The sequence below is a fragment of the Vibrio lamellibrachiae genome, assembly GCF_050337265.1.
Lineage (GTDB): Bacteria > Pseudomonadota > Gammaproteobacteria > Enterobacterales > Vibrionaceae > Vibrio > Vibrio kyushuensis.
The window spans coordinates 997525-1023635 of sequence record NZ_JAKJSU010000004.1 but is presented as its reverse complement, the minus strand read 5'-3'; the positions used below and the strand labels follow the sequence as shown (position 1 = coordinate 1023635).

Here is a 26111-nt window from a genome sequence, read left to right as displayed (position 1 = left end):
TGGCTCTATCTACATTAATTAGTACGAATCGTTATGAATAGCTTGAACCGCACGACCTGATGGGTCAACACAGTTTTGGAATGACTCATCCCATTCAATTGCTTTCGCAGATGAACATGCTACAGATGGCCCACCAGGTACACACTCAGCTGCTGACTCTAGCGGGAATAGCTCTTCAAAGATTTCACGGTAAGCGTACCCCTCTTTTGTTTGAGGCGTGTTGTATGGAAAACGGAATGCGGCTGTTTCCATCTGCTTATCGGTTACCTTCTCATCGGCAGTGGCTTTTAGTGTATCGATCCATTCATAACCAACACCATCAGAGAACTGCTCTTTTTGACGCCAAGCGATAGCTTCAGGTAAGTAGTGTTCAAAACATTCACGAAGAATGTGTTTTTCCATTTTACCGTTGCCACACATTTTATCTTCAGGGTTTAAACGCATTGCTACGTCGATAAACTCTTTATCTAAGAATGGTACACGGCCTTCAACACCCCATGCTGCAAGTGATTTGTTTGCACGAGCGCAATCGAACATGTTCAGTGCTAACAGCTTACGAACGGTTTCTTCATGGAACTCTTTAGCGTTTGGCGCTTTGTGGAAGTATAAGTAACCACCAAAGATTTCATCAGCGCCTTCGCCAGAAAGAACCATCTTAATACCCATAGCTTTGATCTTTCTTGCGAGCAAGTACATAGGTGTCGAGGCACGAATCGTCGTTACATCGTAGGTTTCTATGTGATAAATAACATCACGGATTGCATCAAGACCTTCTTGAATTGTGTAGGTCATTTCATGGTGAACCGTACCAATTTGATCTGCCACTTCACGTGCTGCAATCAGATCGGGAGCACCTTCTAAGCCGACAGCAAATGAGTGCAATTGTGGCCACCAAGCTTCTGATTGACCGTCATCTTCGATACGCATTGCAGCAAAACGTTTAGCGACAGCAGAAGTAATCGATGAGTCTAGACCACCAGATAGCAATACACCGTAAGGTACATCAGTCATTAATTGACGCTTAACGGCGGCTTCAAGCGCTTCCGTAAGGTCTTCTTTACTGGTTGAGTTGCCTTGTACTGCTGCGTATTCGTTCCAGTCTCTTGTGTAGTAACGCTGTGGCTCTGAGTCACCAGAGGTGTAGTAGCTGCCAGGAGGGAACTCACTGACCGTTTTACAAACAGAAACAAGCGCTTTCATTTCCGACGCAACGTAATAGTTACCGTGCTCATCATAGCCTTGGTAAAGAGGAATGATACCAATATGGTCACGACCTACTAAGTATTGGTCTTTCTCTTCATCGTATAAAACAAATGCGAAAATACCATTAAGTTCTTCTAAAAGCTCAGAACCATACTCTTGGTATAGCGCCAAGATAACTTCACAATCTGAATCTGTTTGGAAGTCGTATTTATCTTCGTAACGAGCACGGATCTCCTTGTGGTTATAGATCTCGCCGTTTACTGCAAGTATGTGTTTTTTGTCGTGGCTATAGAGTGGTTGAGCACCGCTGTTTAGCCCTACGATGGCTAGACGCTCGTGTGCCAAAATAGCGTTATCTGAAGCATAAATCCCTGACCAATCGGGCCCACGGTGGCGTAATTTTTTAGACATCTCTAACGCAACTGGACGAAGCGCACTTGCATCGCTTTTAATATCTAATATGCCGAATATTGAACACATACAACTTCCTTTTAAATTATGTTTAACCTGTTAATAGCAATTTGCCATTTTGGTTAAGAAAAGCAACAGTTAAAGAGAAAGAAAATGAGAAATAGCGCGTAGGAGTGGAAATTATTCACTTAAATGGCTGTTGTGGTGAATTTTTTCTAATGGGGAAGGGTGTGGTAGACAATAAACGCGAGATACAGAGTACCTCGCGTTGAATAATGAGACTAATGCTGAGTAGAGGCCTCGTCTACTGTAACAAAGTTAGGCTCTAATTTTTCACAAACGTGACGAGCAAAACCGCTGCCTGCTTCATTATAAATATTAAATGCAGCATCAACACCTTGCTCTACCAATAGATCCATTTGGTCAGAATATTCAGCAATAGCGGCAATTTGTCCTTGGAAATTACGGGATTGAAGCTGTTCCAATGCAATTTGATTACCTTGGTGGTGTGGCATAGCAAGCAACACGAGCTTTACATTGGCTGTATCTAGAATTCGCTCCCAGAAATCAGGGTCTGTAGCATCACCGGAAATTACATTTCTTCCTTCTGAGCGATGCTCTAAAGCTGCTTCTTCTTTTACTTCCACGCCAAGGCTTATTTTCCCATAACGAGTAATGAGTTCATCATAAGCGCCTGAACCGATTCGTCCCATTCCAAGAATTAATATTTGAGCGTTCCCTGGGTTGATTAGTTGGTCACGGTTATGAAGCTTCTCTGCTGCATGCTCTTTTAGCCAGCGACCAGAGCGTTGATATAGCTCATGTCCTTTTCTATTGATTGGTGCAGCGATTATGAAAGATAGCGACACGGTTAGTGCAAGGGCCACTAAAATATCGCTAGATATCCAACCCCGACTAAACGCTAGTCCACCTACAATTAGGCCGAATTCACTAAAGTTTAGTAGAGACAAAGAGGTTAAAAAAGAAGTTCTAACTCTGAATTTGTAGGAATTAAGAATTAAGAAATATAGAGCACCGTTAATTGGCAGAATGAGCATAAATAGCAGAGAGAGCCCAATAGCTGATATGGTCGGTTGACCTGATAGCCCAATATTTAAGAAGAAGCAGACGAGTAATAGCTCTTTAATGTTAAAGAGCGATTTAGAGAGCTCAGATGCTTTTTTGTGCCCGGCTAGCAACATGCCAATAAGTAGAGCGCCCAAGTCTGCTTTAACGCCAACTAAGTCGAACAACCCTGCGCCAAGAACTAAGCAGATGAAAATGCCGCAAAGGACTAGCATTTCACCATGCCCAACTTTATCAAGTAAGCGGTAAAACAGCGGTCTTAATAGAGGAAGGGCGAACAGTCCAATGGCATACCATTCAGGAATTTTTCCAGTTGATACGGTTAGGAACACAACCGCGAAGATATCTTGCATAACAAGAATACCAATCGCGAGTGTTCCATAAGTTGAGTTCATCTCACCTTTTTCTTGCAGTGTCTTAACCGCAAAAACCGTTGAGGAAAACGAGAGTGCGAAAGCGAGAAGGACAATTTGTTCAAGCGCAATATTAGCAAGGCTAGAGACACCAAGAAATTTAAAAACGAGCAATGCGGCACTAAAAGATAGTGTTGAAAGAAGGTTGTGAACCGTTGCTCCTGCCCATATTTCTTTGGACAGTAAAATCTTAACATCTAGCTTTAACCCAATCGTGAAAAGAAGCAGGGTTACACCGAGATCGGCCAATGTAATGATTGTTTCATTGGTTTGGTAGCCAAAAGCATGAAGAGCAAATCCTGCTAATAAGAAACCAACAAGTGGGGGTAGGTTGCATTTAAGTGCTAAAAAGCCTGCGATGAACGCAGTGGTAATAAATATAATTTCCATATGATTGGTAACTATCCTAGATGGCAAAAAGGCTGTGAGAAATCACAGCCTTGAAGTGTACATCAATTAGTTGCACTTTGAGTAGTGACTAATGAGGTTAATCTTCTAATAGTTTTTGTAACAACACTCCGTTTAGCATCGAGCGTTTAATCATTGCAAAGGCACCAATAGTCGGTTGATTGTCGACTAAAGAAGCGACGATTGGCAACGAGCGATGGAATGTCGTCAAAGATTGGTTTTCAACATTACGACGGATCGCAGGGAAAAGAATATCTTCACAAGCGGTAATGTCACCTGCAATGATCACTTTTTGTGGGTTAAACAAGTTGATGGTGATTGCTATTGCTTTACCTAGCTGATTGCCAACCCGAACAAGACTTTGAGTTGCGAGTTCATCACCTAAGTTAGCATGCTTACAAACATCTTGGATAGTGACTCTATCTAGTTTAGTCAGGCTAGATTCATAACCTTGTGCGATTAGCTTAGTCACGCGATCTGTGATTGCAGGGTTTGAAGCGACGGTTTCTAAACAACCAAAGTTGCCACATTGACACTGTTCACCGAGTGGATCGATTTGAATGTGCCCGATCTCACCAACATTTCGATTAAAACCAAGAAAAACTTGGCCGTTCACAATAATACCAGCACCAGTACCGCGATGAACACTGACTAGAATGGAATCTTGGCAGTCTTTTGAAGCACCAAAATAATGTTCAGCCAATGCGATACCACGTACATCATTGCCGACAAAACACTCAACATTAAATTTGTCTTTGATAATGCTACCAAGCGGTAAGTTATCAATGTCGGTATTTGGCATGTACTCAACGATCCCTTTTTCAGGATCGACTAACCCGGGTAGGGCAATGCCAATTGCGATAAGTTGGTTTGTGATCGAACGGTGGCTGTCTATGAATTGGCTTAAATGCTTAACCAAGCCATCAGTAAGTTCGTTTTGATTGGTATAAAGAAGCTCATGATGTTCAGTCACGAGCTCGTTACCACCTAAGTTATATAGGCTAAATTGTACGTAATCACGGCCTAACCTTACCGCAACGGAATGGAAAGGTTCCACTTCGGTGGTTAAAGATATTGCTCGGCGTCCACCGGTTGATGCTTGTTGCGCGACCTCTTTAATTAAGCCGCGCTCAAGAAGTTGACGGGTGATTTTGGTAACACTTGCGGGTGCTAGTTGACTAACATCAGCAACCTGTATCCTAGATATAGGGCCTTTCTGATCGATAAGTCGATATACTGCTGCGCTATTTAGTTGTTTAACTAAATCTACGTTACCTATTTGTCCGCCATTCATTATTAATTTTGCTCGTATTGTCCGTTAACAACAGTCGCTTGAACATTAAAGTCTCTATCAAAAACAGCTAGGTTAGCGACCATGCCTTTTTTAATTCGGCCAAGTTGGTCATCAACACCTATTGCTGCAGCTGGGTATAGCGTAGCCATACGAAGAGCTTCATCCAAAGCGATACCGACATGCTCTACTGTATTTTGAACTGCTTCAATCATAGTCAGTGCAGAGCCGCCAAGTGTGCCGTTTTCATCAACACACTTGCCATCACGGTAATATACTTTCTTGCCGACAAAAATAAAGTAATCCATCTCAGCACCTGCTGGAGCTGTGGCATCGGTCACTAATACGAGCTTTTCACCCTTAATTTTGTGAGCAATTCGGATGTTGGCATAGTCAACGTGAAAACCATCAGCAATGATTCCAGCGTAGACTTCAGGCGTATCGTAAATAGCACCCACAACACCTGGTTCACGACCAACCATTGGCGTCATGGCATTGAATAAGTGAGTTGCAAAGGTAATACCAGAGTCGAAGCCTTGACGTGCTTCAGCGTAAGTTGCATTAGTATGACCAATGGCGACCACAACTCCTGCTTTTTTAAGGCGCTCAATATGCTCCGGCTTATTTTGTTCAGGAGCCAATGTAACCTTAGTGACCAAATCAGCATTGTCACAGATGAGGTCAATCATGCTGTCATCTGATGGGCGAATGTGATCAACGCTATGAATGCCTTTTTTTAGAACATTTAGGTATGGACCTTCAAGGTGAAGACCTAGAGATTGGTTTTGATACTTCTCGTGGTATTCACGTGCCGCGATAATCGAGTTTTTCATGTCTTCGTCAGAAGAGGTGATTAACGTTGGTAAGAAGCTGGTACAGCCAGATTTAAGGTTAGCTAGATGCATCGTTTGCATTGTATCAGCCGTGATTTCATCGTTCAGCATTACGCCGCCACAACCATTTAGTTGCAAATCGATAAAGCCAGGACTTAGGTTTGCGCCTTGCAAATCTTTAGTATCGATCCCCGACGGTAACTCTGCTAGTGGGCATATCGTGTCGATCAGGCCTTCGTTAATAATAACGGCATGATTAACAAGCACATCGCTGCCGGTAAAGATTTTACAATTCGTTAGCGCATACATGATTAGCTAATCCTTATAGTTTGAAATTATGTAAATTTTATTGAACTTAATTGAAAACAAATTGGTTAAGGTAAACTTCTTTTTTGTCGTTCAATTAGGTTGGAAATTTAGTTAGCAAACGGTGTGAAATAACGGAGCGTATCTATTGTAGGTGCTTTATATTCAATGCGTTAATTTGCATTAAATCGCATCTTAAAAAGCGATTAAAACCCTTTATTCTATTGCCCTGAGCTATATACATAGAATGTTAAGAACACAGAAATATTAACGTTATTTTTCCATTTTTTTGAATTGTAAAATAAGTTTTATGATCTAGCTAGCAAAAACCTTGGTATTTGGTGATTTCTGGTGATTAGGATCACAAATGATAAGGTTTTAATTTGCGGAGCAAAATTAATGTCATAAACTGAAAGCGACTAAATTGAGTGACCGAAATAAGTCGCTCGCATAAAATATTAAATCCTATAGGGGGAACTTAAGGTGAATATTCTTGGATACGCGCAAAAGTTAGGTAAAGCTCTAATGCTGCCTATCGCAACGCTGCCAATCGCGGCATTGCTATTACGTCTGGGTCAACCAGATCTACTAGATATCGCATTCATGGCATCAGCTGGTAACGCAATCTTCAGCCAACTACCATTGTTGTTTGGTCTGGGTATAGCTATCGGTCTTTCTAAAGACGGTAACGGTGCAGCAGGTCTTGCTGGCGCAGTTGCTTACTTTGTATTGACTGCAACAGCAACAAACATCGACGCAAGTGTAAATATGTCATTCTTCGGCGGTATCTTCGCAGGTATCATCGCTGGACACTCTTACAATGCATTCCACGTAACACGTCTTCCTGAGTGGCTAGCATTCTTCTCTGGTAAGCGTCTAGTTCCAATTATGGCTGGTCTGTTTGCTTTAGTTGCTGGTGCAATCTTTGGTGTTGTATGGCCTGCGGTTCAATCTGGTTTAGATACTCTTGCTCACGCAGTTTCTACTTCAGGTGCAATTGGCCAATTCGTTTACGGTACTCTTAACCGTGCACTTATTCCTGTTGGTCTTCACCACGTATTGAACTCTTACTTCTGGTTCGGCATGGGCTCTTGTCAAGAGATCATCGTTGCAGCTGAAGGTTTCACTCAACTTTGTGTTGACCCTGCACTTGCTAAAACGCTAGTTGTTGGTCAAGAGTACACATTTGAATTTGCTAACTCAGTAAATCCAGAAATCGTTGCAACTGTTAAAGAAGTAACTGAAACAGTGAAAACTGGCGACCTACACCGTTTCTTCGGTGGTGATAAAGGCGCTGGCGTATTCATGAACGGCTTCTTCCCTGTAATGATGTTTGGTCTACCTGGTGCAGCACTTGCTATGTACCTTGCAGCTCCTGCTGAAAAACGCAGCCAAGTTGGTGGTGCACTATTCTCTGTTGCATTCTGTTCTTTCCTAACGGGTATTACAGAGCCTCTAGAGTTCATGTTCGTATTCCTAGCACCTGCTCTATACGCAATGCACGCTGTGTTTACTGGTCTATCTCTAGTTGTTGCTAACATGTTTGGTACGCTACATGGTTTCGGTTTCTCTGCTGGTCTTATCGACTTCGTATTGAACTGGGGTCTAGCAACTAAACCATTCGTACTACTACTGATTGGTCTAGCATTCGGTGCTCTATACTTCTTCACATTCAGCTTTGCTATCCGCGCATTTAACCTTAAATCGCCTGGCCGTGAAGATGATGACGAAGCAGCTGCTCCTGCTGGTGACGCTCCAAAAGGTGACGTTGCACGTCAATACCTAAAAGCTCTAGGTGGTCACGATAACCTAACGTCTATCGACGCATGTATCACACGTCTACGTCTAACTCTTAAAGACCGCTCTATCGCTGATGAAGCAGTACTTAAGAAGCTAGGTGCTAAAGGTGTTGTGAAACTTGGTGAAAACAACCTTCAAGTTATCCTAGGCCCACTAGCTGAAATCGTTGCTGGCGAAATGAAAGCAATCGGTGCTGGTGAAGACCTATCTGAAGTTAAACTTCCTTAGTCGATAATTACGACAAGTAAGTAAAATTGAAAGCCTCCCTATATGGGAGGCTTTTTTGTGCCTGCACGAATATTTAGATTCGCTAGATTTGAATGAAGATCGCTCTAATGTTCATCGAATCGATGACTAATTGATAATTTAGTGCGAGTTCTTATTGTGTAAAGGCGCAGAATTGTGGATCATGAGCGACTATATATTCTGAACAATACTAAACAATATTGAGGTGCTATAGATGACTGAAGCTGAGGCTCGTCCATCGAATTTCATTCGCCAGATCATTGATAAAGATTTAGCGGATGGCAAACACACTAGCGTGCATACTCGTTTCCCACCGGAACCGAATGGCTATTTGCATATTGGACACGCTAAATCCATCTGTTTGAACTTCGGTATTGCTCAGGACTATCAGGGACAGTGTAATCTACGCTTTGATGATACAAACCCTGAAAAAGAAGATGTTGAATACGTTGAGTCTATTAAAAATGACGTAAGCTGGTTAGGCTTTGATTGGTCTGGTGATATCTGCTATTCATCAAACTACTTCGATACTCTTTACGATTACGCTGTAGAACTGATCAATAAAGGTTTAGCCTATGTTGATGAATTAAGCCCTGAGCAGATCCGTGAATATCGCGGCACATTGACAGCGCCAGGTAAAGCGAGCCCGTATCGTGATCGTAGTCCTGAAGAGAACCTAGCGCTATTCGAAAAAATGCGTAACGGTGACTTCAAAGAGGGAACTGCGTGTCTACGCGCTAAGATCGACATGAGCTCATCGTTCATGGTCATGCGTGATCCAGTTATCTACCGTGTACGTTTTGCTCATCATCATCAAACAGGTGATAAGTGGTGCATTTACCCAATGTATGACTTTACACACTGTATCTCGGATGCAATTGAAGGTATTAGCCACTCTCTTTGTACGCTTGAGTTCCAAGACAACCGCCGTTTATACGATTGGGTTTTGGACAATATTTCTATTGAGTGTCAGCCTCGTCAATATGAGTTCAGTCGCCTTAATCTAGAATATACGGTGATGTCTAAACGTAAGCTTAATCAACTTGTTGTAGACAATCTTGTTGAAGGTTGGGACGACCCGCGTATGCCTACGATTTCTGGCCTACGTCGTCGTGGCTTTACTCCTGGTTCAATTCGTGAATTCTGTAAGCGTATCGGTGTTACCAAGCAAGAGAATATGATTGAGTTTGGTTCACTAGAGTCTTGTATTCGTGATGATCTTAATGAAAATGCCCCTCGTGCAATGGCTGTTCTTGAGCCCATCAAAATTGTTATTGAAAACTTTGATGATGCTAGTGTTGAAACGTTAACCGTTGCTAATCACCCAAATAAGCCAGAGATGGGTACTCGCGAAGTTCCATTTACGCGTGAAATCTGGATTGAGCAAGACGATTTCCGTGAAGAAGCAAACAAGAAATACAAGCGTTTGGTTTTAGGTAAAGAAGTTCGTCTACGTGGTGCTTATGTGATCAAAGCAGAACGTATTGAGAAAGATGCTGAAGGTAATATCACGACGATTTTCTGTTCTTACGATAATGAAACATTAGGTAAGAATCCATCTGATGGCCGTAAGGTGAAAGGCGTTATTCACTGGGTTTCTGCTGATAAAGCATTGCCTGCAGAGATTCGTCTATACGATCGTTTATTTACGGTTGCTAACCCAGCAGCAGAAGATAACTTCTCTGAGACGATTAACCCTGAGTCATTAGTGAAGATGAATGGTTTTGTAGAAGCTAGTTTAGCATCGGCTAAAGTGGAGCAAGGCTATCAATTTGAGCGTACTGGCTATTTCTGCGTAGACTCTAAAGATTCGAGTGCAGATGCTTTAGTGTTTAACCGCACGGTTGGTTTACGTGATACTTGGGCTGGCTAAGCTCGTACTCTAAATACCCAAAAATAAAAATGCCAGCATATATATGCTGGCATTTTTCATTCTGCTTAAAACTCTATTTAGCTTTATGAGCGTCAGCTCTGTCTTTACAGTCGCCACTCGCACATTTACCGTAGAGATAAAGGCTGTGGTTAGTGAGTACGACATTAAATTTCTTTGCAATTTCCTTTTGGCGTTCTTCAATAAGGTCATCGGCAAACTCGATTACAGTTCCGCAATCTAGGCAAACTAAATGGTCATGGTGTTCTTGAGTCGATAGTTCAAAAACTGATTTTCCACCTTCAAAGTGATGGCGGGTTACGATACCAGCGTCATCAAATTGGTTAAGAACACGGTAAACCGTTGCTAAACCAATTTCCTCACCAAGATCGATCAGCTTTTTATATAAATCTTCAGCACTGATGTGCTGACAAGCTGGTTGTTGCAGTATCTCTAAAATCTTTAGCCTTGGTAGGGTTATTTTAAGACCCGCATTTTTTAGCGCTTGGTTATTGTCTGACATATACTTTCCTGTTGATGCTCTGCGGTCGTAACAGAATCCAATATTCCTATTATTATAAGGCACTGTCCCTCAACAATAAACCGTCAAGTTCAAAGGGTTATTACGAATGCATGATAAACGTTGCAAAAATAGCCATTAAACATATCCGACCAGTAACCTTTGTGTAACAATTCAAGTCACTTATAGCGAAGTTGGCATTGGAATGGACGCATTTTTATCAAAAGTATATAAGCCAGGAATAGTTAAGTTTGCCCTTAATATTTGGCCACCATTTTGGGGCCCAGGCATTAAGATTTTGTCAATCAGTGATGACTTCAGAGAAGTTAGCATGAAACTTAAGCTAAGATGGTGGAATAAAAATGCTAATAGAACTCAGTATGGAGGCAGTATTTTTTCGCTAACTGATCCCGTTTACTCGTTAATGCTCATGGGTATATTAGGTGAACAGTATTTTGTTTGGGACAAAGAGGCGAGCATTAACTTTATCAAGCCTGGTGGTAGCGACCTATACGCTGACTTCATGATTTCACAGCCTCAACTAGATTCAATCTTCGAGGCGACGATGAATGGAGATAAATGCTTCCCAGAATTTGTTATTCACGTTAAGGATAAAAATGGTGAGATTGTTTCTGAGGTGCAGCGAAAGCTTTACGTAAGAAAAAAACCAAAGTTTCGGAGTGAGTAGGTTGTGGGTAACCATCAACGAAAAAAGAACAATAAAAAACCTCCAAGAGTGGAGGTTTTTTGATAATCAACAGAAGTGATTAACCTTCGAGTTCAGCTAAACACATCTCTTCGTGGATTTGAGAAACCCATGCGCTTACTCGTGAATCAGTCAGTTCAGGTTGACGGTCTTCATCGATGCATAGACCAACAAATTGACTTTCATCGCCTTCAACTAGAGCTTTTGATGCTTCGAACTCATAACCTTCAGTCGGTGTATAGCCAAGGATTGTTCCGCCTTTAGCTTCTACGATATCGCGAATGGTACCCATAGCATCGCAGAAGTACTCAGCGTAATCTTCTTGATCGCCACAGCCAAATAGCGCAACGAGTTTAGTTGAAAAATCAATGCCTTCTAATTCAGGGAAGAAATCATCCCAGTCACATTGAGCTTCACCGTAATACCAAGTAGGAATACCAAGAAGAAGCAGATCAAAGTTATCGATATCTTCTTTACTGCTTTTTGCAATGTCTTGAACGTGAACTAGTTGTTTACCTAGTTGCTTTTGAATCATCTTTGCAACAGCTTCAGTGTTGCCGGTGTCGCTACCAAAGAAGATACCTACACTTGCCATAGAATCATTACCTTAAATATTAATCTTAATCGGGTGACAATGAGATGGTGTTTACCCTAATCCCGTACCTTCCCAGCTAATTTGGATCAACCCTTTAGTGATGAATCCAGCACAGCCAAGGAACAGAACTAGCCATACAATACGACGCCCAAATGGTGGAACATTACCCTGTTTGAGAACATCTTTTATCGCCATACCAATAAGGAAGAAGATAGATGCAAAAAGTAAGTCTAAGCCAATAGACTCGAGTATGTTCATATAGTCGTAGAGCATGATTTCCCTTTATGCCAATTTACTTGCGCGCACTATACCATTGTTAAACGTTAATGTTAATGGATGCTATTTACCAAGATCTCAGTTCAAATAGATAAAACAACCTATATAAAGTTTCGAATCACGCGAAGCACTTCTTTGGGCTTTTCTGCATGAAGCCAGTGACCTGTATTCGAAATAATATGAGCCTTGGCGTTTGGAAATTGCTGTTGTATTTGGGGTTGGTGCTCTGCGAGCAAGTAATCAGACTGAGCGCCTTTTACAAATAGAGTCGGTGTTTCGATTGGTGGGATAGGGTGCCAGCCAAGAATTTCCCAGTAATTGGTAAGAATAGACTCAACATTGAAACGCCAAAGCATCGTGCTTTCTTGGCGATAGAGAGATTTACTTAAAAACTGTTTTACACCATCAATCTCTATATGTTCGGAAAGAAGTCCCATAGCCTCACTTCTACTAGCCGGCTTTGCATCAATTACGGCTTGTAAGCCATTGAGTACGTTCTCGTGACGATGGACTTTATAGGAGACAGGGGCCATGTCTAAGACGATTAATTTTTTAATTTTCTGACGACCTATGTCGGCGACTTTCATCGCGACTTTTCCACCCATTGAATGGCCAATAAGAGTAACGTCTGAGAGATTTAGGTGGTTAAGGAGCTTTAAGACATCGTTGGCCATGCTCTGATAATTATGTTCTTCAGAGTGAAAGGAGAGTCCATGGTTTCGTAAATCGATGCTTAAAACTTGATGATCATCGACGAGATCACGAGAAAGAAGCCCCAAATTATCTAAGTTACCGAACAAGCCATGGAGTAAAACGAGAGTTTGGCCGGAGCCTTCGAGTTTATAGTTGAGTAGTTGAGACATTTTTATCTTATTCATGATTGGTTTGACGTAGAGTATCAGCAAAGATCTCGCTATAATCCCCAAGAGTTTAAACATAGAGATTGTGAAAAGCGAATGAAAACAATTGAGGTTGATGAAGAACTATACCGTTATATTGCTAGCCAGACTCAGCATATAGGTGAGAGCGCGTCGGATATATTACGTCGTCTTCTAATTGAAAATGATGCTGCGACTCCGGTTGTTCAACATAAAACACCCGTTGAGCCTAAAGGTATTGTCGTTAGTAAAGATGTGGAAAAAGCACCAGTCGTTGATAGCATTAAAGAGATGCGTTCGCTGCTGATATCAGATGAATTTGCAGGCTTAAAAAAAGCAATCGATCGCTTTATGTTGGTACTATCAACATTGCATCGCATTAACCCAGCGAGCTTCTCGGAAGCGACACAGGTCAAAGGTCGCAAGCGTGTTTATTTTGCTGATAATGAACAAACACTGCTGGCAAATGGCAATACAACCAAACCTAAAGCGATTCCAAGTACTCCGTTTTGGGTTATCACTAATAATAATACAAGTCGAAAACGACAAATGACTGAGCAGCTGATGACGAGAATGAACTTTCCAGCTGACTTAATCGAAAAGGTAACGAATACCATTTAGAATTTTTATAAGAGCCTCACAGTAATGCGCTTAGTTAGTAAAATATTGTGAGGCTTTTTTATTGTTTTAAAATTACTAAGAAAGGACGTCACTAATGGCTATGCACCCAAGAGCAGGAACAAAAGCAATACAACAAGATTTGCATAACATTCCAGCTTTAGTTTCAAATTATTTTTTACTTCAGCCTAGCGCCGGAAACGATGATCAAAAAGTACTGTTTGGTACGTCAGGTCACCGTGGCTCGGCTGATAAATCAACATTTAACGAAAATCATATCTTAGCGATCGCTCAGGCGGTTGCGGAAGTAAGAGCACAATCGGGTACAACAGGCCCACTCTTTCTAGGTAAAGATACTCACGCACTTTCTGAGCCTGCATTTCTGACGGCAATCGAAGTCCTTGTAGCTAATGGTGTTAAAGTCATTGCTCAGGAAAATAACGGTTATACGCCGACTCCAGGTGTATCACACGCTATCTTGACTCATAATCTGAAGCATGATGCTAAAGCTGACGGTATCGTGATTACGCCATCTCATAATCCTCCGCAAGATGGTGGTATTAAATACAACCCAACTCACGGTGGCCCGGCTGAGGCTGAGCTAACACAAGCAATTGAAGATCGTGCTAATCAGTTGATCAGCCTTAATCTTGAAGGTGTTAAACGCCTGCCAATTGCACAAGCAAAGGCATCTGACTTATTCGTAGAGCTTGATTTGGTTAAACCATATATTGACGATCTAGTGAACGTAGTCGATATGGAAGCGATTCAAAAGTCTGGGCTTAAAATTGGCGTCGATCCACTAGGTGGTTCAGGTATTGATTACTGGCGTCAGATTGGTCAAGCGTATGATCTTGATTTAACGCTTGTTAGCGAAGCTATTGACCCTTCGTTCCAGTTTATGTCGCTTGATAAAGATGGTGTTGTTCGCATGGACTGCTCATCTCCATACGCGATGGCTGGATTGCTAGAATTAAAAGATGATTACGATTTAGCGTTTGGTAATGATCCTGATTACGATCGCCATGGCATCGTAACGCCAAAAGGGCTAATGAATCCAAATCATTTCTTAGCTGTTTGTATTGATTATCTATATCGTAATCGTGAAGGCTGGGGTAAAGATGTCGCTGTTGGTAAAACGCTAGTTTCTAGTGCGTTGATTGACCGTGTCGTTGCCGATTTAGGCCGCGAGCTGTGCGAAGTACCTGTTGGCTTTAAATGGTTCGTAGATGGCTTATACAGCGGCCAGTTTGGCTTTGGTGGCGAAGAGAGTGCAGGTGCTTCTTTCTTGCGTAAAGATGGTACCCCGTGGTCAACGGATAAAGACGGTATCTTGCTTTGCCTTCTCGCGGCTGAAATTACAGCGGTTACGGGTAAGAACCCACAGGATTATTACGAAGAGTTAGCGGCTAAGCATGGCGCATCTAAGTATAACCGTATCCAAGCTGTAGCAAATGGTCCGCAAAAAGACATATTGAAGAAACTGTCAGCGGAAATGGTATCTGCAGAGATGCTAGCAGGTGAGCCAATCACTGCTCGTTTAACACACGCCCCAGGTAATGGTGCCGCGATTGGTGGTCTAAAAGTGACGACTGAAAATGGCTGGTTCGCTGCGCGTCCTTCTGGCACTGAAGATATTTATAAAATCTACTGTGAAAGTTTTCAAGGTGCAGAGCACTTAGCCCAAATAGAAGCAGAAGCACAACAGATTGTTAATCAAGTATTTGCAGATGCAGGCTTGTAAAACTATCTACTAACAAGAGGCGACCCAGTGGTCGCCTTTTTTGTATCTGACAAACTAGGCAATGTTTAGCATAGAGAATGCTAGTTAGGCCAAGTATCGGGAACGACAAACCAAAACTGACCATTTACTGTTTGAGCATGAATGAAGCGGTCTATCGGCATTTTCATAACGTGATCAGACTCATTGATATCTGTGTGGTCGGTGATACCTGTTGCCCAATATGGTTTTTTTAATTCGTATAACGGTTCCTGGATTTGCTCCCACTGATGTTGATAACACCAGTATCCGGATATTTGAGACGAGTTAAGCTCAAATCCCAAGCACTCTTTAGGAATTGTTTCTGGTGAAAAAGGGTTTATGTACAAACGCCCTTGCATAAGAAGATGCTCTGATAATGCGCCTAAATGTGGGTAATGTTGCGTAAATTCATCAACTTTACTCATTTTAAGTTGGTGCGATAACATTCTATCAAGCTTCTTATCTAACTGATCCTGCGCATTTGGCCCATACCAAATACCTTGATGAAGAAGATAGAACTTTATTGCAACTTCCCAATGCTCAAACTGATTCATTTCTTGGTTACGAAGAATTAAATCGATAGCACCTAGAGTTTGACCTGACGATGCGTTTATCTGAACTTCATCAATCTCGATGCTATATCGCTGTGTATTTTCTATCAACGTTGTACATAAGTGCTGATAAAGAAACCCTAGTCTAGGGTTTCCCACATATCGTTCCAATGGTGGGACTGATATTGGTTCTAGATGACGAAAATCGACAAAGGGAGGGCGCAGTTCAAATAGTGAAGGCGTTGATGCAATCCATTGGTAAAAGTATTGAAGTTGATTCATCCCTAATCCTGATTATCACTCTAAGCTTCCATTGTACCCATAACAGAGTTAAGTATACACTTTGGCCAAACTAGAATTATTCGGAATGAACAATGAACAATCTTCAGCTGGAAACAATCCTCAATAGCAAGCTATCGCCTCATCTTATTAAAGATTACTGCCCTAACGGTCTTCAAGTTGAAGGTAATGCGCAGATAAAACGCGTGGTTACAGGTGTTACAGCCTCACAAGCTCTTGTCGATAAAGCGGTTGACCTAAACGCTGATGCATTAATCGTACATCATGGCTACTTCTGGAAAGGTGAGCCTGAATCAATTCGTGGTATGAAAGGTAAGCGCATTCGTAGCCTAATTAAAAATGACATCAATTTATATGGCTACCACTTACCTTTAGATATCCACCCAGAGCTTGGTAATAACGCGGAATTGGCGAGATTACTTAATATTGATGTCGAAGGCGGCCTGGAAGGTCATGCCCAGTCTGTTGCTATGTATGGCCGTTTAAAGAAGCCTATAAGTGGTTCAGAACTTTCACAAAAAATCACTCAAGTTCTAAATCGCACTCCGTTACACATTGCCCCTGATAACGCTGACAAGTTGATTGAGACGGTTGGTTGGTGTACTGGTGGAGGGCAAGATTACATTGAGTTAGCAGCGCAAAGTGGATTAGATGCCTTTATATCAGGGGAGATTTCAGAGCGAACGACTTATACCGCACGTGAGCAAGATATCCATTACTTTTCGGCGGGCCATCATGCGACAGAACGCTACGGTATTAAAGCATTAGGAGAGTGGTTGGAAAAAGAACACCAGATTGAAGTGATCTTTGTTGATATTGATAACCCCGTCTAAGAGCTATATTTGAAAGAAAGTAAAAAAGCTTGCCGAATAGGCAAGCTTTTTCTTTATATTTAACTGAAGTTGGTCGTTATATAAATACAACGAAACAGTAATTAGTCACGCTCATGTAGAGGTTGGAAATCACGTTTCTCTTGACCAGTATACAGTTGGCGAGGACGCCCGATTCGGTTTGTTGGATCACTGTGCATTTCGCTCCAGTGAGCTATCCAACCAACAGTACGAGACATTGCGAAGATAACGGTAAACATTGAAATAGGAATACCAATCGCTTTCAGGATGATGCCTGAGTAGAAGTCTACGTTCGGATACAGTTTCTTCTCAACGAAATATTCGTCAGAAAGAGCAATGCGTTCCAGCTCCATTGCAACATCAAGCAGTGGATCGTCAATGTTAAGCTCTTTAAGCACATCGTGACATGCTTCACGCATAACCGTTGCGCGAGGATCGTAGTTCTTATAAACACGGTGACCAAAGCCCATTAGGCGGAATGGATCGTCTTTATCTTTCGCTTTTGCAACATACTCTTCAATATTATCTAGGCTGCCAATCTCTTCTAGCATACGTAGACACGCTTCGTTAGCACCGCCGTGAGCTGGTCCCCACAGAGATGCGATACCCGCAGCGATACAAGCAAATGGGTTAGCACCTGATGAACCGGCTAGACGTACCGTTGACGTTGAAGCATTTTGTTCGTGATCCGCGTGTAGCGTGAAGATCTTGTCCATTGCGCGAGCAACAACAGGGTTTACTTCGTACTCTTCACATGGGTTTGCAAACATCATGTGCAGGAAGTTCTCAGCGTAGCTCAGTTCATTTCTTGGGTAGATGAACGGTTGGCCAATTGAGTACTTGTAACACATTGCCGCTAGTGTAGGCATTTTTGACAATAGACGATAAGCCGCGATTTCTCGGTGCGTATCGTTATTTACATCAAGTGAATCATGGTAGAACGCCGCAAGTGCGCCAACAACACCACACATAACAGCCATTGGGTGAGCATCACGTCTAAAGCCGTGGTAGAAACTAGCAATTTGCTCATGAACCATAGTATGGCGTGTTACTGTGCGTTTAAAGTCTTCGTATTGCTCACGATCTGGGGCTTCACCATAAAGAAGTATGTAACATACTTCTAAGTAGTCTGCATTATTCGCTAATTGATCAATTGGGAAACCGCGGTGTAATAGAACACCTTTGTCACCATCGATATAAGTGATTTGAGACTCACAAGATGCAGTGGCAAGAAAACCAGGGTCGAATGTGAAATATCCATTTGAACCAAGTTTACGAACATCGATTACTTCAGGGCCGACAGTCCCGTCCATAATTGGTAGCTCGATTGGCGCTAAACCTTCAATGTGAAGGGTCGCTTTCTTATCCGCCATAACATTCTCCTTTGTTTATTATTAATCCATCCAGGATGTTTATGTGCATTTTTTTACGTGTCTTCGCCTTCAAAGTCAATTTTTCTCCTTCGATGTGTGCGCTTTACGCAATTTTTTATAGCAAATAAGTTAAAAGTCTGTTCTATGTAGCAAAAATTGTTACATCAATTGTATTAGAATGTTGCCGGTCGTATAGTTAAGCTGAAATTTTCGGTGAAATCCTTATAAATTCAAGGCTGGAAACAATTAAGAGGTAGGTTTTCTAGTGTTGCTGTTAACATTTTATTTACAATTAACTGGTGCGATTATCACCTTTTTTGTTGTTTTGATGTTAACTTTTGTCGGTTTTCGCACGAGATTCGTTAATAACAATAAATGCTCAATGGAGCTGAGTGAGCAAGCCCGTGAATGAAAGAAAGTCAAGACCTGTTAATTTAGATTTGCAGACAGTTAGCTTTCCAATAACTGCAATCGCATCCATCCTGCACCGTGTTGCTGGGGTGATTACGTTTGTTGCTATCGGAATATTACTATGGCTATTGTCTCTATCCCTCGAATCCCCGCTTGGATTCAAAGAAGCCAGTGACCTCGTCAGTGGCTTTTTTGTGAAGTTTATTTTGTGGGGAATCGCTACTGCCTTGGCCTACCATATTGTTGGTGGCATCCGTCATTTGATGATGGATTTTGGCTATTTTGAAGAACTCGATACTGGAGCTTTAAGTGCTAAAGTCGCTTTCGCTGCCACTGCCGTTCTATCACTTCTTGCAGGAGTATTAGTATGGTAAAGCATGTTTCGTCATTCGGACGTAATGGGGTGCACGATTTTCTACTGATTCGTGCCACTGCCATTATTATGACCCTTTATACCGTCTACCTAATTAGTTTCTTTGCGTTCTCTGGTGATATCTCTTATATCTCTTGGACCCAATTTTTCGGTAGTTCATTTACCAAAATATTCACCATGCTAGCGTTAACATCAGTGTTGATTCATGCGTGGATTGGTTTATGGCAGGTTCTAACTGACTATATTAAGTGCTCAAAATTACGTGGAGGGTTACTGTTCGTAGTTGTAATCACTCTATTGAGTTACTTCTTTTCTGGTTTTTCAATTTTGTGGGGTGCGTAAGTGACTATTCCAGTTCGTGAATTCGATGCCGTAGTGATTGGCGCTGGTGGTGCAGGTATGCGCGCTGCACTGCAAATTTCTGAGCAAGGCCTATCTTGTGCCTTGCTGTCTAAAGTGTTTCCAACTCGCTCTCATACTGTTTCTGCACAAGGCGGCATTACAGTAGCACTGGGCAATGCCCATGAAGATCATTGGGAACAACACATGTACGACACGGTCAAAGGCTCTGATTATATCGGAGACCAAGATGCGATTGAGTACATGTGTAAAAATGGCCCTGAATCTGTCATTGAATTAGAAAAAATGGGGTTACCATTTTCTCGTTTTGATGATGGTACTATTTATCAGCGTCCTTTTGGCGGCCAATCAAAGAATTTTGGTGGAGAGCAAGCTGCTCGTACCGCAGCAGCAGCTGACCGTACTGGTCACGCCTTGCTTCATACATTATACCAACAGAATATTAAGCATAAGACGACGATTTACTCGGAGTGGTATGCGCTAGATTTAGTGAAAAACGAAGACGGCGCCGTATTAGGTACAACCGCTCTATGTATGGAAACCGGTGAAGTTTGCTACTTCAAAGCGAAAGCAACGATTTTAGCAACCGGTGGTGCAGGTCGAATCTACGCTTCAACGACTAATGCGCATATCAATACTGGTGACGGTGTTGGTATGGCGATTCGCGCTGGCGTTCCAATGCAAGATATCGAGATGTGGCAATTCCACCCGACAGGTATCGCAGGCGCTGGTGTATTAGTGACTGAAGGTTGTCGTGGTGAAGGTGGTTATCTTCTTAATAAAGACGGCGAACGTTTTATGGAGCGTTATGCACCAAATGCTAAAGATTTAGCAGGTCGTGACGTTGTTGCCCGTTCAATGATGATTGAGATTCGAGAAGGTCGCGGTTGCGATGGCCCTTGGGGACCACACATTAAGCTTAAACTAGACCACCTAGGTAAAGAAACTCTCGAGTCTCGCTTACCTGGTGTATGTGAATTATCTCGTACATTTGCACACGTTGACCCTGTTAAAGAACCTATTCCAGTTATCCCTACTTGTCACTACATGATGGGTGGTGTTCCAACTCAAGTTTCTGGTCAGGCGATTAAGCAAGACGAATCTGGTGCTGATGTTGAAGTTCAAGGCTTGTTTGCTTGTGGTGAGATTGCCTCTGTTTCCGTTCACGGTGCAAACCGTTTAGGTGGTAACTCGCTACTTGATTTGGTTGTATTCGGTCGAGCAACAGGACTTCACCTAGGTGAAACGCTGAAGAAACAAGAAGAAGCGAAGCCGGCAACAGATGAAGATATTGCACGCTCATTAGCGCGTTACAATCGTTGGGAAAATAGTACCGATGGTGAAGATCCAGCGGTTATTCGTAAAGACCTGCAGCAATGTATGCAAAACAACTTCTCAGTTTTCCGTGAAGGCGATGCTATGGCTAAAGGGCTTGCTGAGCTTAAGGTTATCAGAGAACGTTTGAGTAATGCTCACTTATCGGATAAGTCGACGGAATTCAACACTCAACGTATTGAGTGTCTAGAGTTAGAGAACTTAATGGAAACGGCATTTGCTACCGCTGTTGCGGCAAACTTCCGTACAGAAAGTCGTGGTGCTCATGCTCGATTCGATTTCCCTGATCGTGATGATGAACAATGGCTATGCCACTCTATTTATAACCCAGAGACAGAAAGTATGTCTAAACGTGGTGTAAATATGGAGCCTATCCATCGTGAAGCATTCCCACCTAAAGCTCGTACGTACTAAGGAGCGGACCAGATTATGAAATTGAATTTCTCTTTGTACCGTTATAATCCTGATACGGATCAAAAGCCGTACATGAAGGACTATGAGCTAGAGGTTGATGACGGCTCAGACATGATGTTGCTAGATGCTTTGATTTTGCTAAAAGAGCAAGATAACAGCATCTCATTTAGACGTTCATGTCGTGAAGGTGTTTGTGGTTCTGATGGACTTAACATGAACGGTAAGAATGGTTTGGCATGTATCACGCCTTTATCCGCTCTGATGGATCAAAGCACAATCGTGATTAGACCACTACCGGGTTTACCTGTTGTTAGAGATTTAATCGTAGATATGACGCAGTTTTACGATAACTACTCTAAAGTTAAACCATTCTTGGTGTCGGACGATGCTTTACCACCATCACGCGAGAACTTACAAAGCCCAGATGAACGCGCACATTTAGATGGTTTGTATGAGTGCATTATGTGTGCATGTTGTACAACATCTTGTCCGTCATTTTGGTGGAATCCAGATAAGTTTATTGGACCTGCTGGGCTACTAGCTGCATATCGTTGGTTAATTGATAGCCGTGATACAGCGACAGATGAACGTTTATCTAATCTTGATGATGCATTTAGCGTTTTTCGTTGCCATGGCATCATGAATTGTGTAAGTGTTTGTCCTAAGGGATTAAATCCGACGAAAGCTATTGGTCATATTAAGACCATGTTAGTGAATCGCTCGGTTTAAATGATGAGATTGTCGCCCTGTAATAGGGCGACGAATACTGGCTCGGCTCGACCGACGCAAACGTGAAAACTACTGGTTAAGGGAAAATATGCAGAACGGCGTGATGAAGGCATGGCTCGAGTCTTCACACTTGGCTGGCGCCAATGCAACTTATGTAGAGGAACTCTACGAAACGTATCTAAGTGATCCCGATCTGGTCAGTGAGGAATGGAAACGTGTATTTGAAGATCTGCCAACGCAATCTTCAGAAGTGGTTGAACAACCGCATTCACGTGTTCGTGACTACTTCAGACGACTCGCTCAAGAGACTAAGCATTACAATGTCCAAGTTAGTGATCCTGATGTCGATGTTAAACAAGTAAAAGTACTACAGCTTATCAATGCTTTCCGTTTTCGAGGGCATCAAGCTGCAAACCTAGACCCTCTTGGTTTATGGATTAGGCCTGCTGTTGCAGACCTAGACCCTTCGTTCCACAATCTTACCGAAGAAGATTTTGATGAAACCTTTAACGTTGGTTCTTTTGCTATCGGGCAAGAGACAATGGTTCTTCGAGATCTCTATAAAGCACTGAAGCAAACCTATTGCGGATCTATCGGTGCAGAATACATGCACATGACGAATACAGAGCAAAAACGTTGGATACAACAACGTTTAGAGTCTGTTTCTGGTCAGCCTTCCTTTAATCGAGATGAGAAACAAGCTTTTCTAGAAGAGCTAACTGCTGCTGAAGGTTTAGAGCGCTACTTAGGTGCTAAATTCCCGGGCGCGAAGCGATTCTCTCTTGAAGGTGGTGATGCGCTAATCCCAATGACTAAAGAGCTGATACGCCATGCTGGTGGTCAGGGAATGCGTGAAGTCGTCGTTGGTATGGCTCACCGTGGCCGACTTAACATGTTGGTCAATGTATTAGGTAAAAAGCCACAAGATCTTTTTGATGAATTCGCTGGTAAACACGATGATACTTGGGGTACTGGTGATGTTAAATATCACCAAGGTTTCTCGGCTGATTTCGCAACACCGGGTGGCGATGTTCACTTAGTGTTGGCATTTAACCCATCGCATCTAGAGATTGTGAACCCAGTAGTTATCGGGTCAGTAAGAGCACGTCAAGATCGTCTAAATGATAAAGACGGTAGTGTTGTTCTTCCTATTACCGTGCATGGCGATTCAGCAATTGCAGGGCAAGGTGTTGTACAAGAGACATTCAACATGTCTCAGACACGCGGTTTCCGTGTTGGCGGTACAATCCGAATCGTTGTGAATAACCAAGTTGGTTTCACAACTTCAAACCCTCGTGACACTCGTTCAACGATGTACTGTACTGATATCGCTAAGATGGTTCAGGCACCGATTTTCCACGTTAATGCAGATGATCCAGAGGCCGTTGCTTTTGTTGCTCGTTTAGCTTTGGATTATCGAAATGAATTTAAACGTGATGTGGTAATCGAACTCGTTTGTTATCGCCGTCACGGCCATAACGAAGCTGATGAGCCGAACGCAACTCAGCCTCTTATGTACCAAAAAATTAAGAAACACCCGACACCACGTAAGCTTTACGCTGATGTGTTAATCGATCGTGGTGAGTTTGATATTGAAACAGCGACCGAGTTGGTTAATGGTTATCGTGATGCTCTAGACCATGGCGAAGTTGTTGTGAAAGAGTGGCGTCCGATGGCTCTTCACTCTGTGGATTGGTCACCGTATCTTGGTCATGATTGGGATATGGAATGGGACAGCAAGATCGATGTTGAGCGCTTAAAAGAGCTTGGAAATCGCATTTGTCAGTACCCAGAAAGCCATAAACTTCAAAGCCGTGTTAACAAGCTTGTAAATGATCGCGTTGCGATGGTTAGTGGTGAGAAACGTGTTGATTGGGGTATGGCTGAAACAATGGCCTACGCTACCTTAGTGGATGATGGAAAACGTATTCGTATATCAGGGCAAGATTCTGGTCGTGGTACATTCTTCCACCGTCATGCTGTATTGCACAACCAAATTGATGCAAGCACTTACGTTCCGTTAAGTAATATTCATGACAAACAAGGTCCGTTCCAAGTCTATGACTCGGTGCTTTCAGAAGCTGCGGTACTTGCCTTTGAATATGGTTACGCAACCGCTGAACCTGGCGGATTAACGTTATGGGAAGCGCAATTTGGTGACTTTGCCAATGGTGCTCAAGTTGTAATTGACCAATTCATCTCTTCGGGTGAGCAGAAGTGGGCACGTTTGTGTGGCCTAACAATGCTTCTTCCTCATGGTTATGAAGGTCAAGGCCCTGAACACTCATCTGCACGTTTGGAGCGTTATTTACAGATGTGTGCAGAGCAAAACATGCAGATAGTTGTGCCATCTACACCTGCGCAGGTTTATCACATGCTTCGCCGTCAGGTAGTACGCCCTATGCGTCGTCCTCTGATCGTAATGTCACCAAAATCGTTGTTGCGTCATCCTCTGTGTACCTCTTCGTTTGAAGATTTGGCTGAAGGAACATTCCAAGCCGCGATTGGTGAGGTTGATGACTTAGAAGCGAGCAACGTTAAGCAGGTTGTTTTCTGTTCAGGTAAAGTTTATTACGACTTGCTAGAGCAACGTAGAAACAATGAGCAAGACGATGTTGCTATCGTACGTATTGAACAGCTATATCCTTTCCCATTAGAAGAAGTTCAGGCTGCAATTGCGGCTTACTCGAATGCGAAAGAGTTTGTTTGGTGTCAGGAAGAGCCGCAAAACCAAGGTGCTTGGTATAGCAGTCAACATAACTTCCTTGCCGCAATTCCTGCTGGCGGCAAGTTACGATACACAGGTAGACCAGCATCAGCTTCGCCAGCAGTTGGCTATATGTCGGTGCACTTGAAACAGCAAAAAGCATTGGTTGAAGATGCTTTGACTATTAATCCCGAAGTTTCGAAATAAGAACTAGAAGTAAAAGGAAGACACTAATATGACTATTGAAATTCTGGTTCCAGACTTACCTGAATCAGTAGCAGATGCGACAGTCGCCACATGGCACAAAAAGCCAGGCGAAGCTGTGGCTCGCGATGAAGTTATCGTTGATATTGAAACAGACAAAGTTGTTCTAGAAGTTCCAGCTCCTGAAGCTGGTGTTTTAGAAGCAATTATCGAAGAAGAAGGTGCTACGGTACTGTCAAAACAGTTGATTGCTAAGTTAAAGCCGGGTGCTGTAGCTGGTGAACCAACTGCTGATACGACTGATGAAACTGAATCTTCACCAGATAAACGCCACAAAGCATCATTAACAGAAGAAAGTAATGATGCTCTTAGCCCTGCGGTACGTCGCCTATTAGGGGAGCACAATTTAGAAGCTTCTCAGGTGAAAGGTTCTGGTGTTGGTGGTCGAATCACACGTGAAGATATTGAAGCGCACCTTGCTGCTGCAAAATCAGCACCTGCAACAGCAGAAGCCCCTGTACAAGAAGCACCTGCTGCGGCACGTAGTCAAAAACGTGTACCAATGACTCGCTTACGTAAAACGGTAGCTAACCGTCTGTTGGAAGCGAAAAACAGTACGGCTATGTTAACGACGTTCAACGAAGTTAATATGAAGCCTATTATGGAATTGCGTAAGCAATACCAAGAGCAGTTTGAAAAACGTCACGGTACTCGTCTAGGCTTTATGTCTTTCTACGTGAAAGCTGTAACGGAAGCGCTAAAACGCTACCCAGAAGTTAATGCTTCTATCGATGGTACGGATATTGTTTATCATAACTATTTCGATATTAGCATGGCAGTATCAACGCCACGTGGACTGGTTACGCCAGTACTAAAAGACTGCGATACTTTGGGCTTTGCAGATATCGAGAAAGGTATCAAAGAGTTAGCGATTAAAGGTCGCGACGGTAAGCTAAAAGTTGAAGAGCTAATTGGTGGTAATTTTACTATCACTAATGGTGGCGTATTCGGTTCACTTATGTCGACACCAATCATTAACCCACCTCAATCGGCTATCTTGGGTATGCATAAAATCCAAGACCGTCCAATGGCGGTTGATGGCAAGGTAGAGATTCTACCTATGATGTACCTAGCGCTATCTTACGATCACCGTTTGGTTGATGGTCGTGAATCAGTTGGCTTCTTAGTGACCATTAAAGAGCTACTAGAAGATCCAGCACGTCTGCTATTAGACGTTTAGTATCGCTAAAAAGTCGAGTTAGCCTTGTTAACTCGACTGAT

The 26111-nt window shown here is 42.6% G+C and carries 22 protein-coding genes; 12 read left to right on the top strand and 10 right to left on the bottom strand.

Annotated elements, in window-relative coordinates; genetic code table 11:
- Positions 1 to 18 precede the first annotated feature (18 nt).
- The 4 genes from asnB to nagA form a co-directional block, all read right to left on the bottom strand.
- Complete coding sequence (gene asnB / locus L4C54_RS04805; protein ID WP_428807272.1) at positions 19 to 1683, bottom strand: asparagine synthase B; 1665 nt, start codon at positions 1681 to 1683, stop codon at positions 19 to 21.
- Positions 1684 to 1895: 212 nt separating this feature from the next.
- A complete protein-coding gene (locus L4C54_RS04800; RefSeq protein ID WP_428807271.1) occupies positions 1896 to 3503 on the bottom strand; it encodes a cation:proton antiporter domain-containing protein in 1608 nt (535 codons plus the stop codon).
- A 97-nt stretch (positions 3504 to 3600) separates the two neighbouring features.
- The gene (gene nagC / locus L4C54_RS04795; protein WP_428803785.1) at positions 3601 to 4815 is read right to left on the bottom strand and encodes a DNA-binding transcriptional regulator NagC; all 1215 of its coding nucleotides are present in this window, start codon (positions 4813 to 4815) and stop codon (positions 3601 to 3603) included.
- A gap of 2 nt (positions 4816 to 4817) precedes the next feature.
- Complete coding sequence (nagA, locus tag L4C54_RS04790) at positions 4818 to 5954, bottom strand: N-acetylglucosamine-6-phosphate deacetylase (RefSeq protein WP_428807270.1); 1137 nt, start codon at positions 5952 to 5954, stop codon at positions 4818 to 4820.
- 480 nt (positions 5955 to 6434) lie between these two features.
- On the opposite strand from nagA, the gene nagE reads away from it, so the two are divergent.
- A complete protein-coding gene (gene nagE, locus L4C54_RS04785) occupies positions 6435 to 7979 on the top strand; it encodes an N-acetylglucosamine-specific PTS transporter subunit IIBC (RefSeq protein WP_428807269.1) in 1545 nt (514 codons plus the stop codon).
- 232 nt (positions 7980 to 8211) lie between these two features.
- Positions 8212 to 9870 (top strand): glutamine--tRNA ligase, encoded by a 1659-nt coding sequence (gene glnS / locus L4C54_RS04780; RefSeq protein WP_428807268.1) that lies wholly within the window; start codon positions 8212 to 8214, stop codon positions 9868 to 9870.
- A 73-nt stretch (positions 9871 to 9943) separates the two neighbouring features.
- Here the strand turns inward: glnS and fcrX are convergent, their stop codons facing one another.
- Positions 9944 to 10390 (bottom strand): ferric iron uptake transcriptional regulator FcrX, encoded by a 447-nt coding sequence (fcrX, locus tag L4C54_RS04775; RefSeq protein WP_428803789.1) that lies wholly within the window; start codon positions 10388 to 10390, stop codon positions 9944 to 9946.
- 202 nt (positions 10391 to 10592) lie between these two features.
- Between fcrX and L4C54_RS04770 the strand changes: the two genes are divergently transcribed.
- The gene (locus tag L4C54_RS04770) at positions 10593 to 11075 is read left to right on the top strand and encodes a DUF4442 domain-containing protein (RefSeq protein ID WP_428807267.1); all 483 of its coding nucleotides are present in this window, start codon (positions 10593 to 10595) and stop codon (positions 11073 to 11075) included.
- A 79-nt stretch (positions 11076 to 11154) separates the two neighbouring features.
- Here the strand turns inward: L4C54_RS04770 and fldA are convergent, their stop codons facing one another.
- The 3 genes from fldA to L4C54_RS04755 all read right to left on the bottom strand — a co-directional run bounded on the left by fldA (position 11155) and on the right by L4C54_RS04755 (position 12827).
- Positions 11155 to 11688, bottom strand: coding sequence for a flavodoxin FldA (fldA, locus tag L4C54_RS04765; protein WP_428803790.1), 534 nt, complete (start codon positions 11686 to 11688; stop codon positions 11155 to 11157).
- A gap of 51 nt (positions 11689 to 11739) precedes the next feature.
- Entirely contained in the window at positions 11740 to 11961 is a 222-nt protein-coding gene (locus L4C54_RS04760; RefSeq protein WP_248007286.1) for a DUF2788 domain-containing protein, read from the bottom strand.
- Positions 11962 to 12065: 104 nt separating this feature from the next.
- Complete coding sequence (locus L4C54_RS04755) at positions 12066 to 12827, bottom strand: alpha/beta fold hydrolase (RefSeq protein WP_428807266.1); 762 nt, start codon at positions 12825 to 12827, stop codon at positions 12066 to 12068.
- Between the two features lie 93 nt (positions 12828 to 12920).
- Here L4C54_RS04755 and seqA point away from each other — a divergent pair, with 93 nt between their 5' ends.
- A complete protein-coding gene (gene seqA, locus L4C54_RS04750; protein WP_428803793.1) occupies positions 12921 to 13463 on the top strand; it encodes a replication initiation negative regulator SeqA in 543 nt (180 codons plus the stop codon).
- Between the two features lie 94 nt (positions 13464 to 13557).
- Positions 13558 to 15204, top strand: a complete 1647-nt coding sequence (gene pgm / locus L4C54_RS04745; protein ID WP_428807265.1) for a phosphoglucomutase (alpha-D-glucose-1,6-bisphosphate-dependent) — start codon at positions 13558 to 13560, stop codon at positions 15202 to 15204.
- Positions 15205 to 15284: 80 nt separating this feature from the next.
- Here pgm and L4C54_RS04740 read toward each other — a convergent pair whose 3' ends face one another.
- A complete protein-coding gene (locus tag L4C54_RS04740) occupies positions 15285 to 16055 on the bottom strand; it encodes a DUF1853 family protein (protein WP_428807264.1) in 771 nt (256 codons plus the stop codon).
- A 92-nt stretch (positions 16056 to 16147) separates the two neighbouring features.
- Between L4C54_RS04740 and L4C54_RS04735 the strand changes: the two genes are divergently transcribed.
- Complete coding sequence (locus tag L4C54_RS04735) at positions 16148 to 16906, top strand: Nif3-like dinuclear metal center hexameric protein (RefSeq protein ID WP_428807263.1); 759 nt, start codon at positions 16148 to 16150, stop codon at positions 16904 to 16906.
- 101 nt (positions 16907 to 17007) lie between these two features.
- On the opposite strand, the gene L4C54_RS04730 is transcribed toward L4C54_RS04735, so the two are convergent.
- Positions 17008 to 18297 carry a citrate synthase gene (locus L4C54_RS04730; protein WP_428803797.1) on the bottom strand — a complete coding sequence of 430 codons (1290 nt, stop codon included), beginning with the start codon at positions 18295 to 18297 and terminating at the stop codon, positions 17008 to 17010.
- Between the two features lie 392 nt (positions 18298 to 18689).
- On the opposite strand from L4C54_RS04730, the gene sdhC reads away from it, so the two are divergent.
- The 6 genes from sdhC to odhB all read left to right on the top strand — a co-directional run bounded on the left by sdhC (position 18690) and on the right by odhB (position 26070).
- The gene (gene sdhC, locus L4C54_RS04725; RefSeq protein ID WP_428803798.1) at positions 18690 to 19082 is read left to right on the top strand and encodes a succinate dehydrogenase cytochrome b556 subunit; all 393 of its coding nucleotides are present in this window, start codon (positions 18690 to 18692) and stop codon (positions 19080 to 19082) included.
- Complete coding sequence (sdhD, locus tag L4C54_RS04720; RefSeq protein ID WP_428807262.1) at positions 19076 to 19423, top strand: succinate dehydrogenase, hydrophobic membrane anchor protein; 348 nt, start codon at positions 19076 to 19078, stop codon at positions 19421 to 19423. Before sdhC ends, sdhD begins: the two co-directional genes overlap by 7 nt.
- A complete protein-coding gene (gene sdhA, locus L4C54_RS04715) occupies positions 19424 to 21190 on the top strand; it encodes a succinate dehydrogenase flavoprotein subunit (RefSeq protein ID WP_428807261.1) in 1767 nt (588 codons plus the stop codon).
- A 15-nt stretch (positions 21191 to 21205) separates the two neighbouring features.
- Positions 21206 to 21919 carry a succinate dehydrogenase iron-sulfur subunit gene (locus L4C54_RS04710; protein ID WP_428803801.1) on the top strand — a complete coding sequence of 238 codons (714 nt, stop codon included), beginning with the start codon at positions 21206 to 21208 and terminating at the stop codon, positions 21917 to 21919.
- 88 nt (positions 21920 to 22007) lie between these two features.
- Complete coding sequence (gene sucA, locus L4C54_RS04705; RefSeq protein ID WP_428807260.1) at positions 22008 to 24833, top strand: 2-oxoglutarate dehydrogenase E1 component; 2826 nt, start codon at positions 22008 to 22010, stop codon at positions 24831 to 24833.
- A 28-nt stretch (positions 24834 to 24861) separates the two neighbouring features.
- On the top strand, positions 24862 to 26070 hold the full coding sequence (odhB, locus tag L4C54_RS04700; RefSeq protein ID WP_428803803.1) for a 2-oxoglutarate dehydrogenase complex dihydrolipoyllysine-residue succinyltransferase: 1209 nt from the start codon (positions 24862 to 24864) through the stop codon (positions 26068 to 26070).
- Positions 26071 to 26111: the final 41 nt, after the last annotated feature.

Bases quoted from the DNA above. Each gene is read 5' to 3' on its own strand.
- asnB (WP_428807272.1), bottom strand. From the start codon at position 1,683: ATGTGTTCAATATTCGGCATATTAGATATTAAAAGCGATGCAAGTGCG.
- L4C54_RS04800 (WP_428807271.1), bottom strand. From the start codon at position 3,503: ATGGAAATTATATTTATTACCACTGCGTTCATCGCAGGCTTTTTAGCA.
- nagC (WP_428803785.1), bottom strand. From the start codon at position 4,815: ATGAATGGCGGACAAATAGGTAACGTAGATTTAGTTAAACAACTAAAT.
- nagA (WP_428807270.1), bottom strand. From the start codon at position 5,954: ATGTATGCGCTAACGAATTGTAAAATCTTTACCGGCAGCGATGTGCTT.
- glnS (WP_428807268.1), top strand. From the start codon at position 8,212: ATGACTGAAGCTGAGGCTCGTCCATCGAATTTCATTCGCCAGATCATT.
- fcrX (WP_428803789.1), bottom strand. From the start codon at position 10,390: ATGTCAGACAATAACCAAGCGCTAAAAAATGCGGGTCTTAAAATAACC.
- L4C54_RS04770 (WP_428807267.1), top strand. From the start codon at position 10,593: ATGGACGCATTTTTATCAAAAGTATATAAGCCAGGAATAGTTAAGTTT.
- fldA (WP_428803790.1), bottom strand. From the start codon at position 11,688: ATGGCAAGTGTAGGTATCTTCTTTGGTAGCGACACCGGCAACACTGAA.
- L4C54_RS04760 (WP_248007286.1), bottom strand. From the start codon at position 11,961: ATGCTCTACGACTATATGAACATACTCGAGTCTATTGGCTTAGACTTA.
- L4C54_RS04755 (WP_428807266.1), bottom strand. From the start codon at position 12,827: ATGTCTCAACTACTCAACTATAAACTCGAAGGCTCCGGCCAAACTCTC.
- seqA (WP_428803793.1), top strand. From the start codon at position 12,921: ATGAAAACAATTGAGGTTGATGAAGAACTATACCGTTATATTGCTAGC.
- pgm (WP_428807265.1), top strand. From the start codon at position 13,558: ATGGCTATGCACCCAAGAGCAGGAACAAAAGCAATACAACAAGATTTG.
- L4C54_RS04740 (WP_428807264.1), bottom strand. From the start codon at position 16,055: ATGAATCAACTTCAATACTTTTACCAATGGATTGCATCAACGCCTTCA.
- L4C54_RS04735 (WP_428807263.1), top strand. From the start codon at position 16,148: ATGAACAATCTTCAGCTGGAAACAATCCTCAATAGCAAGCTATCGCCT.
- L4C54_RS04730 (WP_428803797.1), bottom strand. From the start codon at position 18,297: ATGGCGGATAAGAAAGCGACCCTTCACATTGAAGGTTTAGCGCCAATC.
- sdhD (WP_428807262.1), top strand. From the start codon at position 19,076: ATGGTAAAGCATGTTTCGTCATTCGGACGTAATGGGGTGCACGATTTT.
- L4C54_RS04710 (WP_428803801.1), top strand. From the start codon at position 21,206: ATGAAATTGAATTTCTCTTTGTACCGTTATAATCCTGATACGGATCAA.
- sucA (WP_428807260.1), top strand. From the start codon at position 22,008: ATGCAGAACGGCGTGATGAAGGCATGGCTCGAGTCTTCACACTTGGCT.
- odhB (WP_428803803.1), top strand. From the start codon at position 24,862: ATGACTATTGAAATTCTGGTTCCAGACTTACCTGAATCAGTAGCAGAT.